Below are 17,417 nucleotides of genomic sequence, written 5' to 3'. Positions count from 1 at the left end.
TTGAATCCTGAATATATCATTCATAATCAAACAGAAATGGCATCACTCAAAGAAGTAAAAAATAGAATTAATTCCGTAAAGAGTACTCGCCAGATTACTTCAGCCATGAAGATGGTGGCTTCTGCCAAACTCCACAAAGCACAGGGACGGATCGAAAGCATGTATCCCTATCAGCAGAAGCTGAATGAGATTCTGACGAACTTTTTAGGAACTGACATCACGGTCGAATCTCCCTACATCGAGGTACGTCCCGTAACGAAAGTTGCTATCGTCGCCTTCTCGTCCAACAGTTCATTGTGCGGTGCCTTCAACTCCAACGTGGTGAAAATGCTCGAACACACGCTGGAAGAATACAGCACGCTTGGTAAAGATAATATTCTCCTTTTCCCCGTAGGCAAAAAGGTAGAAGAAGCTGTCAAGAAGCTAGGGTATACTCCTCAAGGAACTTATCAGTCCATGGCCGATAAACCTTGCTATACCGAAGCCTACCAACTGGCCGAACAGTTGCTGGCACTATATGCTGAAAAAGCGATAGACTGCGTCATACTGATCTATCACCATTTCAAGTCCATGGGTTCGCAAGTGCTGCAGCAAGAAGACTATCTCCCTCTTGATCTGGAACAAATGGCCATGCAAGTAGCAATGTATCCCGACAAGAAAGAAATGGCAACTTATAACAACGACTACATTGTGGAACCGTCGGTGAGCGAGCTGATAGCCGAACTGCTTCCCAAGGTACTCTGCCAAAAGATATTCACGGTGCTTCAGGACTCCAACGCTTCCGAACACGCTGCGCGCATGCTGGCCATGCAGGCTGCAACCGACAATGCCAACGAGCTCATTCAGGACCTGACGCTGCAATACAACAAAACCCGACAACAGACCATTACCAACGAACTGCTCGACATCATCGGCGGCAGCTTGAGGTAAAAAAATACTAATAAACGCCGAAAGACAAGTTACTTACAGGAAAATAGCTTATCTTTGCCGCCGTAGTAACTGAAAACGTGTAATAAAAATGAAGAGAGCATTTTTGTATATGATGTTTGCCCTGTTGGGTATGGGTTATGCCATGGCACAGGCTGAAATCAAGTTTGATAAAACCACTGCCAACCTCGGCACATTCCCCGAAGAAAAACCCGTAGTAAGCTGTGTATTTACTTTCACCAACATTGGCGACGCTCCCCTGGTCATTCATCAGGCGGTAGCCTCTTGTGGATGTACAGTTCCCGAATACACACAAGAGCCTGTATTACCTGGAAAGAAAGGAACAATCAAGGTAACTTACAACGGAACAGGCAAGTATCCTGGTCACTTCAAGAAGTCCATTACATTGCGTACAAATGCCAAGACGGAAATGATGCGCCTGTTCATCGAAGGAGATATGACTCCGAAAGGCGAAAAATAAGAAACAAACCTACCAAACTATAACCGAAAAGGATGCCCGACACTGCGACGGCATCCTTTTTCTTTTCCTGCAGTTCTCCTTCCTCCCTAATTTTATCAGAATAACATCAGCTGTAGGAAGCTCCTTTGACACAGCACTTCCTGACACACTCACGAAGCACTTTCTCACCACCTCATAAAGCACTTCTTCAGACCCTCATGAAGCACTGTGTTACACCCTGAGGAAGCACTGTGTCAGAAGTCCATAAAGTACTGTGTCCATTCACCATCTTCAGACACATACGTTCTGTCCGGTTTTTCGGCAAAAGATTTATCTCCTTACTGGCTGCAGACCTCACTCACCACATTTAGGACACAGATAATTTTGACACCTCCCGTTTTTTTATTTTCTTTGACCTCCAAATAAGGAGTACATAGCTAGCCTATTATTAATTCTAAAAAAACAATATCAAACATTCTACTATGAAACAGGAAGAAGAACAAGTGACCGGTTTGCCGGAAAACGCATTCCGAGAACTGAAACCGGGCGAAACGTACAACCCGCTGATGAGTCCGGACAAGAAGTATCCCGAAGTAAACGTGTGGTCGGTATCGTGGGGTATCTGCATGGCCATCCTCTTTTCAGCTGCCGCTGCCTATCTGGGCCTGAAGGTAGGCCAGGTTTTTGAAGCCGCCATCCCCATCGCTATCATTGCCGTCGGCGTGTCGAGTGCCGCCAAGCGCAAACATGCTTTAGGCGAAAATGTCATCATCCAATCTATCGGTGCCAGTTCGGGTGTTATCGTGGCTGGTGCCATCTTTACCCTACCCGCCCTTTATATCTTGCAGGAAAGCTATCCGCAGGAAGTGGCCGTCACTTTTGCCCAAGTATTCATCAGCTCACTGCTGGGAGGTGTATTGGGCATCCTGTTCCTCATTCCCTTCCGCAAATACTTTGTCAGCGACATGCACGGCAAGTATCCTTTCCCCGAAGCCACAGCTACCACACAAGTGCTTGTGTCGGGCGAGAAAGGTGGCAGCCAGGCCAAGCCGCTACTGGCCGCCGGTCTGATAGGAGGTCTGTACGACTTCATCGTGGCCACTTTCGGCTGGTGGAACGAGAACTTTACTACCCGTTTCTGTTCATGGGGCGAGATGCTGGCCGAGAAGACCAAGCTAGTGTTCAAAGTGAACGTCGGCGCAGCCGTATTGGGTCTGGGTTATATCGTCGGCTTAAAATATGCTGCTATTATTTGCTTCGGCTCACTGGCCGTGTGGTGGATCATCATTCCTGGCATGTCACTCATTTGGGGTGATGCTGTATTGAACCAATGGAACCCTGAAATTACCGCGACCGTCGGCCAGATGTCACCCGAACAGATATTCACCTACTATGCCAAGAGCATCGGTATCGGCGGTATTGCCATGGCCGGTATCATCGGCATCATCAAGTCATGGGGGATCATCAAGAGCGCCGTGGGACTAGCAGCCAAGGAAATGGGTGGCAAGTCGAAAGCCGACGTCAATGTCATCCGTACCCAGCGCGACCTCTCAATGAAGTTCATCGCCATCGGCTCCCTCATCACGCTGGTGCTAGTGTTTCTCTTCTTCTACTTCGACGTGATGCAGGGCAACCTGCTGCACACCGTCGTTGCCATCCTGCTTGTGGCAGGTATCGCCTTCCTCTTCACCACCGTAGCAGCCAATGCCATTGCCATCGTAGGTACCAACCCTGTATCGGGCATGACGCTGATGACGCTTATACTGGCTTCGGTAGTCATGGTAGCCGTCGGCCTGAAAGGACCCGGCGGCATGGTAGCTGCACTGGTTATGGGTGGCGTAGTCTGCACAGCTTTGTCTATGGCAGGTGGGTTCATTACTGACCTCAAGATCGGTTATTGGTTGGGAACAACTCCCATCAAGCAGGAAGCCTGGAAATTCTTGGGTACCATCGTCTCAGCAGCTACCGTAGGCGGAGTAATGATTATCCTGAACAAGACCTACGGCTTCACCAGCGGACAGCTTGCCGCCCCGCAGGCCAACGCCATGGCTGCCGTCATCGAACCGCTGATGAACGGTGTAGCCGCCCCCTGGTTACTCTACGGCATCGGTGCCGTATTGGCTATCGTACTCACGCTGCTCAAAGTGCCCGCACTGGCTTTCGCCCTGGGTATGTTCATTCCACTCGAACTGAACATCCCGCTGCTTGTGGGCGGTGCCATCAACTGGTATGTGACAACCCGCAGCAAGGATGCCAAAGTAAATGCCGAACGTGGTGAAAAAGGTACATTGCTGGCCTCCGGTTTCATTGCCGGCGGTGCACTGATGGGTGTAGTCAGTGCAGGTATGCGTTTCGGCGGTGTCAATCTGGTCAACGACGCCTGGATTGCTAACACGTGGTCACAGATTGTAGCACTCGCAGCCTACGCTATCCTGATATTCTACTTCATCAAGGCATCCATGAAAATCAAATCATAAATATTGGACAAGCTCATGAAAACAATCTTTTTTTCAATCTTATTATCTGTTGCAACGATGTTATCTGCACAAAATACGTTTGAGCTTTCACTCTGGCCCGCCGGAGCGCCCAACAGCAACGGCCTGACCGGAACAGAAGAGGACCTCGAGGGAGGACGGGTAGCCAATGTGATAACCCCCTCCATTACTGTCTATAAAGCCGACAAGCCCAACGGCGTGGCCATCATCATGTGCCCCGGCGGTGGATATGCCCGTCTGGCCATGAACCACGAAGGCCACGACATGGCGCCCTGGCTCAATGCCCAAGGTATCACTTATATTGTACTGAAATACCGCATGCCGAACGGCCATTATGAAGTACCGCTGAGCGACGCCGAGCAAGCCATCCGCCTTGTTCGCCAACATGCCAAGGAATGGAACATCCGACCGGACCGCATCGGAATCATGGGTGCCTCGGCCGGCGGCCATTTGGCAGCCTCGTTAGCTACTCTATACAGCAGTAACGAGACGCGCCCCGACTTTCAGATATTGTTCTATCCGGTCATTTCGATGGTACCCGGCGTGACCCACGGAGGCTCCCGCCAAAACCTGCTAGGCAACAATCCTTCGCAAGAATTGGAGGATAAATACACACTGGAGAAACAAGTAAACGAACGCACCCCCCAAGCCTTCATCATGCTCTCGGCTGACGATGGAGCCGTACCTCCAGCCAATGGCATTCATTACTTTGAAGCCTTGCTCCAACATCAGGTTCCGGCTACACTGCATGTCTATCCTACCGGTGGCCACGGCTGGGGGTTCCGCGACGCGTTCACTTACAAACGCCAATGGACAGGCGAACTGGAAAAATGGTTGCGCGAAGGACTTAAATTTGAATGATAATGAAACTATCGATCCTTATACTGCTGCTAACGGCAGCCTCTTTATCCCTGACAGCCGGTGCTCAAGAGCCCGGCTGTCAGCTTGTATTAAACAATGCCCTTACCTATCTGGGCAAGCCCTATGTAGCTCACACATTGGAAATAAACGACGAAGAACAGTTAGTTGTGAATCTTGAAGAAGTAGATTGCACTACATTCGTAGAATATGTATTAGCCCAGTCGCTGGCCACAGTCCGCGGTGGAGCAATGGAAGATTACCTGAAGCGCATCCGCTATCGCGACGGACGCATTGACGGCTATACTTCACGCCTGCACTACATAGCCGAATGGGTAGAAAGCGGCGTACAGAACGGCTTTATCGAGGACATTACAGCAATGAATAGCACGGATACTGTTCCACTGAAGCTTTCATTCATGTCCACCCATCCAAACGCCTACCGACATCTGAAGGACTCTCCTGAAAATGTGAAAAAGATAAAAGATATCGAGAAGAAACTATCCGTCAGATTCTTTCATTATCTCCCAAAAGAAAAGATCTCCGACGAAGGTCTTCCTTGGATCAAGGACGGTGACATCCTCTGCATTACAACCCAGATTGCCGGACTGGATGTTGTTCATCTCGGCTTTGCCTGCTACCGCGACGGACAACTGAAATTGCTCCATGCATCTTCCAGCAGCAAACAGGTCGTTCTGTCCGAAGGCTCCTTTGCACAAATGTTCCGTCACAACAAAAATTGGACAGGCGTACGAGTACTGCGAATGATACAGTAAAATCTCTATAGCGATCGTTCACCTTTGCCTGACTACCAGCTTTAAAAAGTTCAATCCATATTTTTACCATGCAAAACCATGCAAACAAATAACCCGCTCCGTACCTGCTCCGTATCAACTCCGTTTACAGGTACCTTTACAGGGAGAAAATACGGAGATGATACGGAGCGGGTAATAGCCTGGTACGTTTCTTCTGGCATGTCATCAGTCGTCAGAACGGGACGGGACCATCCATACCTACCCCACCGAAAGGATTGAAATCAGCTTCAGTGGGAGGAGGAGGGGTAGCCGTACTACCAATAGGTGCATTCATGCGAGAGCCGAAAGTTGTTCCTCCACCCTCGCCCGGAGGCGGTATTACCAAATCGTCCTCCGGATTCTGGAAGCGGGTATACTGACCGATAAAACGCAGGCGAACATCGCCGACAGCACCATTACGGTGCTTGGCTATAATGATTTCGGCCATACCACGCAAGTCTGTACCGTCGGCCGAAGTATAAATCTTATAATATTCGGGACGATGGATAAAACATACCATATCGGCATCCTGCTCGATGGCACCAGACTCACGCAAGTCGCTCAGCTGCGGACGCTTGCCTTCCTCTCCTTCACGATTTTCTACACCACGATTCAACTGCGACAAGGCTATGATGGGGATGTTCAGTTCCTTGGCCAATCCCTTCAACGAACGAGAAATGGTGCTGACCTCTTCCTGACGGCTACCGAAGGACATACCGCTGGCATTCATCAATTGCAGGTAGTCGATGATAATGAGCTTCACCCCGTGCTCGCGCACCAGTCGGCGTGCCTTGGTACGCAGTTCGAAAACAGAGAGTGAAGGCGTATCATCCACGTATAGCGGAGCGTCCAGCAAATCACGCAGTTTATAATCCAATTGTTGCCACTCGTAATCAGCCAACTGTCCGCTCTTAATTTTCTCGCTTGGTATTTCGCAGACGTTCGATATCAGACGATTAACGAGCTGCACATTACTCATTTCGAGCGAAAACAGTGCGACGGGATTGTGAAAGTTCACGGCAATATTCTTAGCCATAGACAGCACGAAAGCTGTCTTACCCATAGCCGGACGGGCAGCAATGATGATGAGGTCGGAGTTCTGCCATCCGGAAGTCATCTTATCCAGTTTGGTAAATCCGCTTTCCAATCCGCTCAAACCGTCTGTACGCGCAGCCGCCTTCTGTATCAACTGATAGGCCTCGGAAATGACGGGATTGATTTGCGTATAATCTTTCTTCATGTTCTGCTGGGAGATTTCGAAGAGCCTTCCTTCAGCCTCCTGCATCAAGTCGTCCACATCGATCGTTTCATCAAAAGCCTTCGTCTGGATATTGCTGGTGAAAGTAATTAATTCACGAGCCAAGGCCTTTTGAGCAATGATGCGGGCATGGTATTCAATATGAGCTGACGAAGCCACCTTGCTGCTGAGTTGTGCCAAGTAGAAAGGGCCACCCACCTCTTCCAATTCTCCCCGCTTGGAAAGCTGATCCTTGACAGTGAGAATATCCACAGGCTTCTGATTGACAGCCAGGTCGGTAATGGCTGCATAAATCAGCTGATGGCGGTGTTCATAAAAAGATTCCGGCCTCAGTATCTCGCCTACCAGTGAATAAGCATCTTTTTCTATCATCAGTGCACCCAGTACAGCTTCCTCCAGTTCGGGAGCTTGGGGCTGAATACGCCCGTAGTCGGTCACCGGCTGCGGCGTCTTGCTTCTCGATGTGCGTATGTTTCGTTTCTGTTCTGCCACGGTCTTGAATTATAGCGGTTTAATTAAATGCATTTCTTTTTCCCTTGTTGCTTTTAACATAAAGGGAAAACAAAGATACATGAAATTCTCCATACTCTATCTCCTCATCCCCGTCTTTTTATAAAACCTTTGTGCGGTGGTTTGCCGGTTTATTGTTACATTTGTGCGAACAACCACTAACTTAAAACAAGTATGATCACCTTTCCGAATGCTAAAATAAATTTGGGTTTGAACATTACTGAAAAAAGACCTGATGGATATCACAATCTGGAAACCATTTTCTATCCCATCCCGCTAGAAGACGCTTTGGAAGTATGCACCCGCCATGAAGGTGAAGGGAAATATTCGCTTACACAAAGCGGACTGTCAATCGAAGGAGATATAGAAAAAAATCTGGTTGTGAAAGCTTATAAATTACTACAAGATGAAGGTTGTGACTTGCCTCCCGTAGATATCTATCTGCATAAACACATTCCCTCGGGAGCCGGGCTGGGAGGTGGTTCGGCTGATGCGGCCTTCATGCTGAAACTGCTAAACGGGATTTATAACTTACATCTGACAGAGGACTGTCTGGAAGAATATGCCGCCCGCCTGGGTGCAGACTGCGCTTTCTTTATCCGTAACCAACCGACGTATGCGGAAGGTATCGGAAATATCTTTTCACCTGTCAAGCTATCGTTGGCAGGCTGGCAATTGCTGCTGGTGAAACCGAATGTCTTTGTTTCTACACGCGACGCTTTTGCCCGCATCTGTCCACGACATCCAGCACATAACCTGAAAGACATCATAAAGCTACCCATAGAAAAATGGAAAGACTATATGATTAATGATTTCGAAGAAAGTGTATTCCCACAATTCCCCACTATCGGTGATATCAAGGCGAAACTCTATCGGCTGGGGGCTGTTTATGCATCGATGAGTGGTTCCGGATCGTCGGTTTACGGACTGTTCGCTCCCGGCAGTTCTCTACCCGATGCAGACTTCGGTACAGGAAGCCAGGTGTTCAGGCTTACATTGAAATGAACGTACAACAAAAAATAAAAATGGCACCCTGATTCCGAGAAATCATTGCTCAGATCAGTGTGCCATTTTTATGCAAACGGGTGCTCTTATCAATAGACTTCTACCTTGGCAGCCAACGCTTTGGCCTTATCACGCAGGGCATCGAGGTCACTGCCTAAAGGCGCATAACACAATACCACACCCATACGGCGATTGACACGAGTAGTAGGCTTACCAAAAATACGAAGATAAGTATCCTCTGCCTCAGTCACAGCTTCCATTCCTCGGTATTTTGGGCGTTCCTGGCTGGCAATCGGCGAAAGGATAACCGCACTGGCTCCCATTCGTTCTTGCTTAATGCCAGGAATAGGAAGTCCCAAAACAGCACGCAGGTGCAGTTCGAACTCATTCAGGTTCTGTGTTCCGGCCAATGTCACCATACCTGTATCATGCGGACGCGGCGAGAGCTCTGAGAAATAGACACCATTTTCGTGACTCAAGAAGAATTCTACTCCCCACAGGCCTGCGCCCGTCAACGCACGTGTCACTTTTTCTGCCATGTCCTGCGCCTCTTTCAAGTGAGCCGGATCGATATGTGCAGGCTGGAAACTTTCACGGTAATCTCCACCTTTCTGTACATGACCGATAGGCGGGCAGAACAACGTAGGACCATTTTTTTGAGTTACAGTAAGCAACGTTATCTCACTGTCAAACTTAATAAATTCTTCAATAATCAGTTCCTTGATATCACCACGGCTTCCGTTGCAACCATATTCCCAGGCATGTTCCAATTCGTCTGCACTCTTTATAAGTGACTGCCCCTTTCCCGATGAAGACATCAACGGCTTAACTACACAAGGGAAACCAATCTGAGCAGCAGCTTCCTTCAATTCGTCGAGCGATTTTGCATAAAAATATTTTGCTGTTTTCAGCCCTAATTCCTTAGCTGCTAAATCGCGAATGGCTTTACGGTTCATTGTAAAGTTCACTGCGCGCGCACTCGGAACGACCTGAATTCCTTCTTTCTCGAAATCATAAAGACGCTCGGTACGAATAGCCTCAATCTCCGGTACGATGATATCGGGATGATGTTTACGCACAACACGTTCCAAAGCATCGCCATCAAGCATGCTGAACACTTCACATTCATCTGCTACCTGCATAGCAGGTGCACCAGCATACGAATCGCAAGCTATGATATACTGTCCTTTTCGTTGAGCTGAGATAACAAATTCTTTACCCAGTTCACCAGAACCTAATAACAAAATCTTCTTCATTGCAATCTGTCTTTTAAATATATCTTTTGTAATGACAAAGAGGATGTTTCAAAACAAAAGAGATATTGAGACAGATAATTTGTCTCTTTCTTTTGTTCTGAAACAGCCTCTGAAATTTTCAAATTCAACACTCATTTATTGATGCTGTTCTCTCAGCAAATCGTTTACAGTCTTCACAGGATTAAATGTACTTAAAGGAACTTCTACAAATATGGTATTCCAATCGCTCATAGCACCGTTCCACAAACCTGGAAGTTCGAGAGCCTTCAGTTCTTTTCCATTCTTCGACTTATATGAAATAAACCCAGTCGCCTTATCCACATATTTCGTCAGGTCGAACTTGTTTCCTTTATAATCGCGTATTGCACAAACCAGATCAACAGGATTGAAGTGCGTCCCTTTTTCGAACATTTCTTTCTTTTCAGGATCTTTCATGTCTATCTGAGAACTTTCCAAAATCTGCAATGAAATGGTTCCGTCACTATTGTAAGCCAAGAACGGTCCACCACCCGGTTCACCCACATTCTTTACCATACCGCATACACGCATCGGTCGGTTGAGTTTCTTTTTCAGATAGATAGCCAGCTCAGAATCCTCAAAATTCTTCACCTCCGGATTCTTGCAATGAAGTTTTTTCTGGAGGAATTGAAGCATCTCAAGAACTTGTTCGTGAGAATATTTTCCACTGTCGAGCAACTGCAGATAGGCAAATGCCTTTTGCTGTAAAGCAACCAATACACCGGCTATCAGCTTCTTATATAATACGGTATCACCCTTCAACTTGTCGGGTACTACGTTGTCGATGTTTTTGATGAAGACGATATCTGCATCCAAGTCATTCAAGTTCTCGATCAATGCCCCGTGACCTCCCGGACGGAAAAGGAGTTTCCCATTATCACGGAAAGGTTTGTTCTCCATATCTGCAGCAATAGTATCTGTGCTGGGCTTTTGTTCGGAAAAACTAATATTATAATCCACACCATATTTTTTGGCATAAGCAGCAGCCTTTTTATCAACAAGTTCCTTGAACAGTGCACGATGTTCGGGTGATACCGTAAAATGTACGTTCACTTTTCCATTCTTATTAGCCGCATAAAGAGCCCCTTCTACCAGATGTTCTTCAACTGGAGTACGATTACCGTCTTCGTATTTATGGAATTTCAGCAAACCTTTGGGAAGAGCGCCATAATTCAATCCGGCAGATTCCAACAAAGCAGCAACTACAGCCTTGTAATTTCCTTCACCTGTCAGTTCAGCTATTTTCTTACCAGTCGTCTTCAGACAGGCTTCTTCCAAATCAGCATAGAATGCAAACTTTTCGATTTTCTCAAAAAAAGTCTTTTCAAAAGACGTCTGCGGCATATCATATTCAGCTCCCAAAAATTCGAATAAGTTCTTAAACATACGACTGGCAGCTCCAGAAGCAGGAACAAACTTCACAACCGTCTTGTCTGTCTGCATGTAAGCATCCCATGCGTCTAAATACTTTTTCTGTTCATCGATAGCAGGAGCAAAGATTCCGTTCTCTACAGAAGCCGCAGCAGCCAGTTTCAGATAAGGAAATCCCTTTTCGAAGCAAGCCAACTGTTCTTCAATTTGTTTTTCACTGATGCCCTTTTTTTCAAGCATCTCTTTGTCTTGTGGTGTCATCATAATATGTATGTTTTTTAAAAGTTTCAGTCTTTTATTGCCCAAAAATACAAAAAAACTGTAACAGCCGGTAAGAAACAGACGAAAAAAACAATCTAAGACAAAATCATTTTGTTTACCCTAATCAGAAATCTAATTGCAAAAAGATTATCCACAAAAAAAACGTATATTTGCCTGCTAAAACTGACAAGCATTGCGAAAATCAAGATGAAAAAAGCCGGAAACATACTCATTATAGACGACAACCGCGGCGTACGCGACGCTTTGCAATTGCTGCTAAAGCCTCACTTCGACCGCATAGAAGCCCTCTCCTCACCTGCCACTCTACCGACATGCCTAAACACTACAGATTGGCAAGTCATACTACTCGACATGAACTTTAAGGCAGGAATCAACAACGGCAATGAAGGCCTCTACTGGCTGCATGAAATAAAGAAAATGAAACCGTATATTCCTGTAGTACTGTTTACAGCCTACGCAGACATCAGCCTAGCCGTACGCGGAATCAAGGAAGGAGCTACGGACTTTGTGGTAAAGCCATGGGATAACGATAAACTGATTGAGACCTTGCTTGCAGCTGCCATACCTTCCGAGAGACCACAGGTAAAACAAGAAAGGATGCCGATGTATTGGGGGGAAAGTGCTGCCATGAACCGTCTAAGACATCTTGTAGAAAAAATAGCAGACACCGATGCCAATGTACTGATAACCGGTGAGAATGGTACAGGAAAAGAAATGCTTGCACGAGAAATACACCATCTTTCATCGCGCCGTCATCACGAGATGATCACTGTAGATATGGGTGCTTTGACGGAAACATTGTTTGAAAGCGAGCTTTTCGGTCATGTAAAAGGAGCTTTTACTGACGCACGGAATGAGCGTACAGGCAAATTTGAAGCTGCTAACGACAGTTCCTTATTTCTTGACGAAATAGGTAATCTGCCTTTCCATCTGCAAGCCAAATTGCTTACAGCCATCCAACAGAAAGCCGTTGTCAAAGTAGGAAGCAATCTGCCCATTCCCGTCAATATACGCCTAATTTGCGCAACTAACCGCAACCTACCCGATATGGTAAAACGAGGTGAATTTCGTGAAGACTTGCTTTACCGCATAAACACGATCCATCTGGAAATACCACCTCTACGTCAACGAACAGAAGATATTCTGCCTCTTGCTGAACAATTTATCTGCCGTTTTTGTCAACAATATCACAAAAAATCGCTTAAACTGCCTGACGATTCATGCGAAAAGCTTTTAAAGCATCCATGGTATGGCAACATCCGTGAATTGGAACACACCATCGAAAAGGCAGTCATCATTTGCGACGGCACTACCCTGACGACTGATTGCTTTCAGTTAGCACATTCGCCAGCTCGGACAACCATGGAACTTCCCCAAGTCTCTACGCTGGAGGCAATGGAGCGACAAATGATAGCGAAGGCATTACAAAATTGTGAAGGTAATCTATCAGCTGTAGCAGCCAGTTTGGGCATTAGCCGACAAACCTTATATAACAAGATGAAAAGATACGGACTTTAATTCCAAACAGAAATCATGAGTTTCCGCAACCTTTCCCAATATTATTCTTTTCGCACAACCGTCAGCCTTGTAACAGCACTTGCGGCAGGATTTGCATGGGCTATCTGCCTCATTGCCACTTCCGGACTACAGCTATCGGAAAGCAAATTCCTTTTAGCCCTCTTCCTAACCGCTCTGTTGCCTGTAGTGCTATACTGGCAATTGCTGTTATATAAACAACATGCCCGAAAAGTGCTCTTCCTTCTTGATGCCATTGAAAACAATGATACATCTATTCACTTCGCAGAAGATAACGGTACCCCCGACAGTCGGCTCGTAAACCATGCTATCAATCGGGTTGCCCAAATCTTATATCAAGTTAAGACAGAAACTGCTCAACAAGAAAAATATTATGAACTAATATTAAATTGCGTAGATACAGGCATCATTGTGCTCAATGATAAAGGTGTCATCTGCCAAAAAAACAATGGCGCCTTACGACTGTTAGGTACGGACGTACTGACTCACATTATCCAACTGGAACGCATTGACAAAAAGCTGGCCAGCCTGTTGAAAGATTGCCATGCAGGTAATAAACTACAAGTCCCCATCTGCAACGAAAGAGGAACAAAAAATTTAGCTGTACACGTTAGCGAAATTGTACTTCATGGAGATCATCTCCGCATACTGGCCTTAAACGATATCCATAATGAACTGGATGAAAAAGAAATGGACTCGTGGAACAAACTCACCAGAGTACTGACACACGAAATCATGAACTCTGTCACCCCCATTACTTCCCTGAGCGAAACTCTATTGCAACTTACCAAGAATGAAAAAGAAATCAATCGCGACGAACTACAAGGCGGACTTCAGACCATTCGTGCCACAGGTCAGAGCCTGTTGACTTTTGTTGAATCCTACCGGCAGTTCACACACATTCCGTCACCAATACCAGGATTGTTCTATGTAAAGGATTTCACCAAACGTATGATTAACCTGGCCCGCCATCAGTATCCAAACTCCAGTATTGCCTTTTTAACAGAAATCACTCCTGATGACCTTATCCTGTATGCAGATGAGAATCTGATTTCTCAAGTAATGACCAATCTTTTGAAAAACGCAGTACAGGCTATCGAAAGCGAAAATAAAGATAAAAAAGAGAAATACATCCGCATCCATGCCTACTGCAACGAAGAAGAAGCCGTCGTCATCGAAATAACAAACAACGGACCACCTATCCCACCCGACGTAGAAAGCCACATTTTTGTACCTTTCTTTACCACACGCGAAGAAGGTAGTGGTGTAGGATTAAGTATCTCACGTCAAATCATGCGTTTGTCGGGAGGTAGCCTCACTTTAAAAAGTGACGGAAAAGAAACTACATTTGTACTTAAATTCAATTAAATCATAAACAAATCCAAAAGATTCAACATTATGCTTTTTACTCCTGAAAATATCCTACTCGCAGGTTCTATCCTGCTTTTTGTCAGTATATTGGCTGGAAAGACCGGCTATCGTTTTGGTGTCCCTACTTTACTACTATTTTTAGTAGTAGGTATGCTTTTCGGAAGCGACGGATTGGGTATTCAATTCTACAATATGAAGGCAGCCCAATTCATCGGCATGGTCGCCCTCAGCATCATCCTGTTTACGGGTGGTATGGATACCAAATTCAGCGACATCAGGCCGGTACTTGCTCCTGGTATCATGCTTTCAACGGTAGGCGTACTTTTTACCACTTTATTTACAGGCCTTTTTATCTGGTGGCTTTCAGGTATGAGCTGGACCAATATCCATTTTTCGCTCATCCCATCATTATTGCTGGCGGCCACCATGTCGTCTACCGATTCCGCTTCCGTCTTTTCCATTCTGAGATCACAAAAGATCAATTTGAAGTACAATTTACGACCTATGCTCGAACTAGAAAGCGGAAGTAATGATCCGATGGCCTACATGCTGACTATTGTTCTCGTCCAACTGGCCCAGATGGGAGGAATGGGATGGTTACAGATAGCAGGGTCTTTCATCGTACAGTTTGCTGTCGGAGTGGCCGCAGGTTACCTGTTTGGAAAACTAGCCATCATCATGCTGAATAAGCTCAATATCGACAATCCTGCCCTCTACCCTATTCTATTGTTAGCTTTCATCTTCTTCACTTTTTCCACGACCAGCCTCCTGAACGGAAACGGGTATTTAGCCGTTTATTTGGCAGGCATGATGGTTGGTAACCATAAAATTGCCAATCGCAAGGAAATCAATACCTTTATGGACGGCCTGACCTGGCTTTTCCAGATTATTATGTTCCTTTGCCTAGGTTTATTGGTAAATCCTCACGAAATGCTCGAAGTAGCAGCCGTAGCCCTGCTCATCGGCGTATTCATGGTTCTCGTAGGACGTCCTCTCAGCGTGTATATCAGTTTATTGCCTTTTGGAAAAAAAATAACTCAAAAGTCACGTCTTTTTGTATCTTGGGTAGGCCTGCGTGGAGCTGTACCTATTATCTTTGCCACTTATCCCGTTGTAGCTGAAATACCTGGAGCAAATAGCATCTTTAATATCGTATTCTTCATTACCATTCTGTCACTGATTGTCCAAGGAACAACGATCACCTCTCTATCACGTATGCTGGGCCTTTCCATGCCGCAACCCAAAACTGGCAATGAATTTGGTGTAGAATTACCCGAAGAAATAGGCTCCGACCTTCACGATATGACTATCACAACTGAAATCCTCGCTAAAGCTTCTACCCTGAAAGATATGAACTTGCCTCAAGGGACTCTGGTAATGATCGTAAAGCGGAATGATGAATACCTAATACCAAACGGATCATTGAAACTTCAGGAAGGAGACAAATTACTTCTCATTTCCGAAAAGACCAGAAAATAAGTAATTAAGACCACCATCAAAATTACGCCGACCAATAAAATAACAAAAACTGCTTGCAGGAGATAACCAGAAGCCCTATCTTTGCACAGTTTTTTAATAAACGCGCAAAATAGGACCAATGGAATCAAAAAAAAGCTTCATCGGGTATATCGAACAGAGCATCGCCCGAAATTGGGATCGTAATGCCCTGACCGATTATAACGGAGCGACCCTACAATATAAGGATGTTGCAAGAAAAATAGCCAAATTCCACATCGTATTGGAAAGGGCTGGTATCAAGCCTGGTGACAAAATTGCTCTTTGTGGGCGCAACAGTGCTCATTGGGCTGTTACTTTTTTGGCAACCATTACTTACGGAGCCGTTATCGTTCCTATTTTGCACGAATTCAAGGCAGACAATATCCACAACATCGTAAACCACTCTGAAGCTAAACTGCTTTTTGTAGGCGATCAAGCCTGGGAAAATCTGAATGAGGACCGCATGCCTAACCTTATCGGTGTTGTACTTCTGACCGATTTCACACCAGTAGTTTCACGTGATGAACGACTAACAGAAGCTTTTGATAACCGTAATGCCATCTATGGGCAACGCTATCCGAAGAATTTCCGTCCAGAACATGTCCGTTACCGCAAAGAAGAATCTCCGGAAGAGCTGGCCATCATCAATTATACCTCCGGAACTACAGGCTATTCCAAAGGTGTCATGCTCCCCTACCGCAGTATCCGCTCCAATGTAGATTACTGTTATGAGATGCGTCCCATTCAGCCTGGTGACCGTATCGTATCCATGCTTCCTTTGGGACATGTATTCGGCATGGTCTACGACTTTCTTTATGGCATTTGTCAAGGGGCACATCTCTATTTCCTGACGCGCATGCCATCGCCTAAAATCATAGCTCAATCATTTGCCGAAATACGTCCGCGACTCATCTCGTGTGTACCTCTTATTGTTGAGAAAATCATTAAGAAAAACATCCTGCCCCGTTTGGACAATACAATCGGCAAACTGCTGTTGCACGTTCCTCTGGTAAACGACAAGATAAAAGCATCTGCATGCAAAGCTGCTATGGAAATCTTTGGAGGTGAGTTCAATGATATCATCATTGGAGGTGCCCCTTTCAATGCCGACGTAGAACGTTTCCTCAAGCAAATCGGCTTCCCCTATACCATTGCATACGGTATGACGGAATGTGGCCCTATTATTTGTTCGAGTCGCTGGCAAGACTTGAAATTAGCTTCTTGTGGCAAAGCTGCTTCACGTATGGAAGTACGCATCGACTCACCCGATCCAGCCAACCGTGCAGGCGAAATCATCTGCCGTGGCGAAAACCTGATGTTAGGTTATTACAAAAATCCGGAAGCGACCGCACAAATCATCGATGTAAACGGCTGGCTTCATACTGGCGACTTGGCTACAATGGATGCAGAAGGTAATGTTACCGTCCGCGGACGCAGCAAAAACATGCTCTTGACCGCCAGCGGACAAAACATTTATCCAGAAGAAATCGAAAGCCGACTGAACAACATGCCCTATGTATCCGAGTCACTCATTGTCTTACAAAAAGACAAGTTAGTCGCACTTATCTATCCAGACTTTGACGAAGCTTTCGCACGTGGCTTGCAGCAATCGGACGTGGAAGAAGCCATGGAGCAAAACCGCATTGAATTGAACCAGCAGCTCCCCGCCTACTGCCAGATAACCAAAGTCAAAATCCACTTCGAAGAATTCGAAAAGACGGCAAAGAAGAGCATCAAGCGTTTCCTCTATCAAGAGGCAAAGGGATAATCATGACGTCC

General features: G+C 46.0%; 13 protein-coding genes. 10 read left to right on the top strand and 3 right to left on the bottom strand.

The features are described 5' to 3' along the window. Window positions 1–36: 36 nt before the first annotated feature. The 5 genes from HF894_RS04170 (at window position 37) to HF894_RS04150 (ending at window position 5,516) form a co-directional block, all read left to right on the top strand. Complete coding sequence (locus HF894_RS04170) at window positions 37–930, top strand: F0F1 ATP synthase subunit gamma (protein WP_204971218.1); 894 nt, start codon at window positions 37–39, stop codon at window positions 928–930. An 88-nt stretch (window positions 931–1,018) separates the two neighbouring features. After that, on the top strand, window positions 1,019–1,408 hold the full coding sequence (locus tag HF894_RS04165) for a DUF1573 domain-containing protein (protein WP_021848527.1): 390 nt from the start codon (window positions 1,019–1,021) through the stop codon (window positions 1,406–1,408). A gap of 461 nt (window positions 1,409–1,869) precedes the next feature. Then, on the top strand, window positions 1,870–3,864 hold the full coding sequence (locus tag HF894_RS04160; RefSeq protein WP_204971217.1) for an OPT family oligopeptide transporter: 1,995 nt from the start codon (window positions 1,870–1,872) through the stop codon (window positions 3,862–3,864). A gap of 15 nt (window positions 3,865–3,879) precedes the next feature. After that, on the top strand, window positions 3,880–4,743 hold the full coding sequence (locus HF894_RS04155; RefSeq protein ID WP_204971216.1) for an alpha/beta hydrolase: 864 nt from the start codon (window positions 3,880–3,882) through the stop codon (window positions 4,741–4,743). 2 nt (window positions 4,744–4,745) lie between these two features. Further along, window positions 4,746–5,516 carry an N-acetylmuramoyl-L-alanine amidase-like domain-containing protein gene (locus tag HF894_RS04150; protein WP_246593118.1) on the top strand — a complete coding sequence of 257 codons (771 nt, stop codon included), beginning with the start codon at window positions 4,746–4,748 and terminating at the stop codon, window positions 5,514–5,516. A gap of 211 nt (window positions 5,517–5,727) precedes the next feature. Here HF894_RS04150 and dnaB read toward each other — a convergent pair whose 3' ends face one another. Then, the gene (dnaB, locus tag HF894_RS04145; RefSeq protein WP_204971214.1) at window positions 5,728–7,284 is read right to left on the bottom strand and encodes a replicative DNA helicase; all 1,557 of its coding nucleotides are present in this window, start codon (window positions 7,282–7,284) and stop codon (window positions 5,728–5,730) included. Window positions 7,285–7,476: 192 nt separating this feature from the next. Here dnaB and ispE point away from each other — a divergent pair, with 192 nt between their 5' ends. Further along, window positions 7,477–8,307: a 4-(cytidine 5'-diphospho)-2-C-methyl-D-erythritol kinase gene (gene ispE / locus HF894_RS04140; protein ID WP_204971213.1), complete on the top strand. Its 831-nt coding sequence runs from the start codon at window positions 7,477–7,479 to the stop codon at window positions 8,305–8,307. Window positions 8,308–8,396: 89 nt separating this feature from the next. On the opposite strand, the gene purT is transcribed toward ispE, so the two are convergent. Continuing rightward, a complete protein-coding gene (gene purT, locus HF894_RS04135) occupies window positions 8,397–9,563 on the bottom strand; it encodes a formate-dependent phosphoribosylglycinamide formyltransferase (protein WP_204971212.1) in 1,167 nt (388 codons plus the stop codon). Between the two features lie 135 nt (window positions 9,564–9,698). Further along, window positions 9,699–11,216 (bottom strand): DUF4301 family protein, encoded by a 1,518-nt coding sequence (locus HF894_RS04130; RefSeq protein ID WP_021848534.1) that lies wholly within the window; start codon window positions 11,214–11,216, stop codon window positions 9,699–9,701. Window positions 11,217–11,420: 204 nt separating this feature from the next. Here HF894_RS04130 and HF894_RS04125 point away from each other — a divergent pair, with 204 nt between their 5' ends. From HF894_RS04125 to HF894_RS04110, 4 genes are all read left to right on the top strand, one after another. Continuing rightward, complete coding sequence (locus HF894_RS04125) at window positions 11,421–12,752, top strand: sigma-54-dependent transcriptional regulator (protein ID WP_075316980.1); 1,332 nt, start codon at window positions 11,421–11,423, stop codon at window positions 12,750–12,752. Between the two features lie 15 nt (window positions 12,753–12,767). Further along, window positions 12,768–14,138 (top strand): sensor histidine kinase, encoded by a 1,371-nt coding sequence (locus tag HF894_RS04120; protein ID WP_204971211.1) that lies wholly within the window; start codon window positions 12,768–12,770, stop codon window positions 14,136–14,138. Window positions 14,139–14,168: 30 nt separating this feature from the next. Next, window positions 14,169–15,620: a potassium/proton antiporter gene (locus HF894_RS04115; RefSeq protein ID WP_204969860.1), complete on the top strand. Its 1,452-nt coding sequence runs from the start codon at window positions 14,169–14,171 to the stop codon at window positions 15,618–15,620. Window positions 15,621–15,738: 118 nt separating this feature from the next. Beyond that, window positions 15,739–17,406, top strand: coding sequence for a long-chain fatty acid--CoA ligase (locus HF894_RS04110; protein WP_204971210.1), 1,668 nt, complete (start codon window positions 15,739–15,741; stop codon window positions 17,404–17,406). Window positions 17,407–17,417: the final 11 nt, after the last annotated feature.

Origin of the sequence: Caecibacteroides pullorum, from assembly GCF_019239235.1 — a bacterium.
GTDB lineage: Bacteria > Bacteroidota > Bacteroidia > Bacteroidales > Bacteroidaceae > Bacteroides > Bacteroides pullorum.
This window is presented reverse-complemented; position numbering and strand designations above follow the sequence as displayed.

Coding starts and splice junctions, on each gene's coding strand:
- HF894_RS04115 (WP_204969860.1), top strand. CDS start 14,169: ATGCTTTTTACTCCTGAAAATATCCTACTCGCAGGTTCTATCCTGCTT.
- HF894_RS04155 (WP_204971216.1), top strand. CDS start 3,880: ATGAAAACAATCTTTTTTTCAATCTTATTATCTGTTGCAACGATGTTA.
- ispE (WP_204971213.1), top strand. CDS start 7,477: ATGATCACCTTTCCGAATGCTAAAATAAATTTGGGTTTGAACATTACT.
- HF894_RS04150 (WP_246593118.1), top strand. CDS start 4,746: ATGAAACTATCGATCCTTATACTGCTGCTAACGGCAGCCTCTTTATCC.
- HF894_RS04160 (WP_204971217.1), top strand. CDS start 1,870: ATGAAACAGGAAGAAGAACAAGTGACCGGTTTGCCGGAAAACGCATTC.
- HF894_RS04125 (WP_075316980.1), top strand. CDS start 11,421: ATGAAAAAAGCCGGAAACATACTCATTATAGACGACAACCGCGGCGTA.
- HF894_RS04170 (WP_204971218.1), top strand. CDS start 37: ATGGCATCACTCAAAGAAGTAAAAAATAGAATTAATTCCGTAAAGAGT.
- HF894_RS04120 (WP_204971211.1), top strand. CDS start 12,768: ATGAGTTTCCGCAACCTTTCCCAATATTATTCTTTTCGCACAACCGTC.
- HF894_RS04110 (WP_204971210.1), top strand. CDS start 15,739: ATGGAATCAAAAAAAAGCTTCATCGGGTATATCGAACAGAGCATCGCC.
- HF894_RS04165 (WP_021848527.1), top strand. CDS start 1,019: ATGAAGAGAGCATTTTTGTATATGATGTTTGCCCTGTTGGGTATGGGT.
- purT (WP_204971212.1), bottom strand. CDS start 9,563: ATGAAGAAGATTTTGTTATTAGGTTCTGGTGAACTGGGTAAAGAATTT.
- HF894_RS04130 (WP_021848534.1), bottom strand. CDS start 11,216: ATGATGACACCACAAGACAAAGAGATGCTTGAAAAAAAGGGCATCAGT.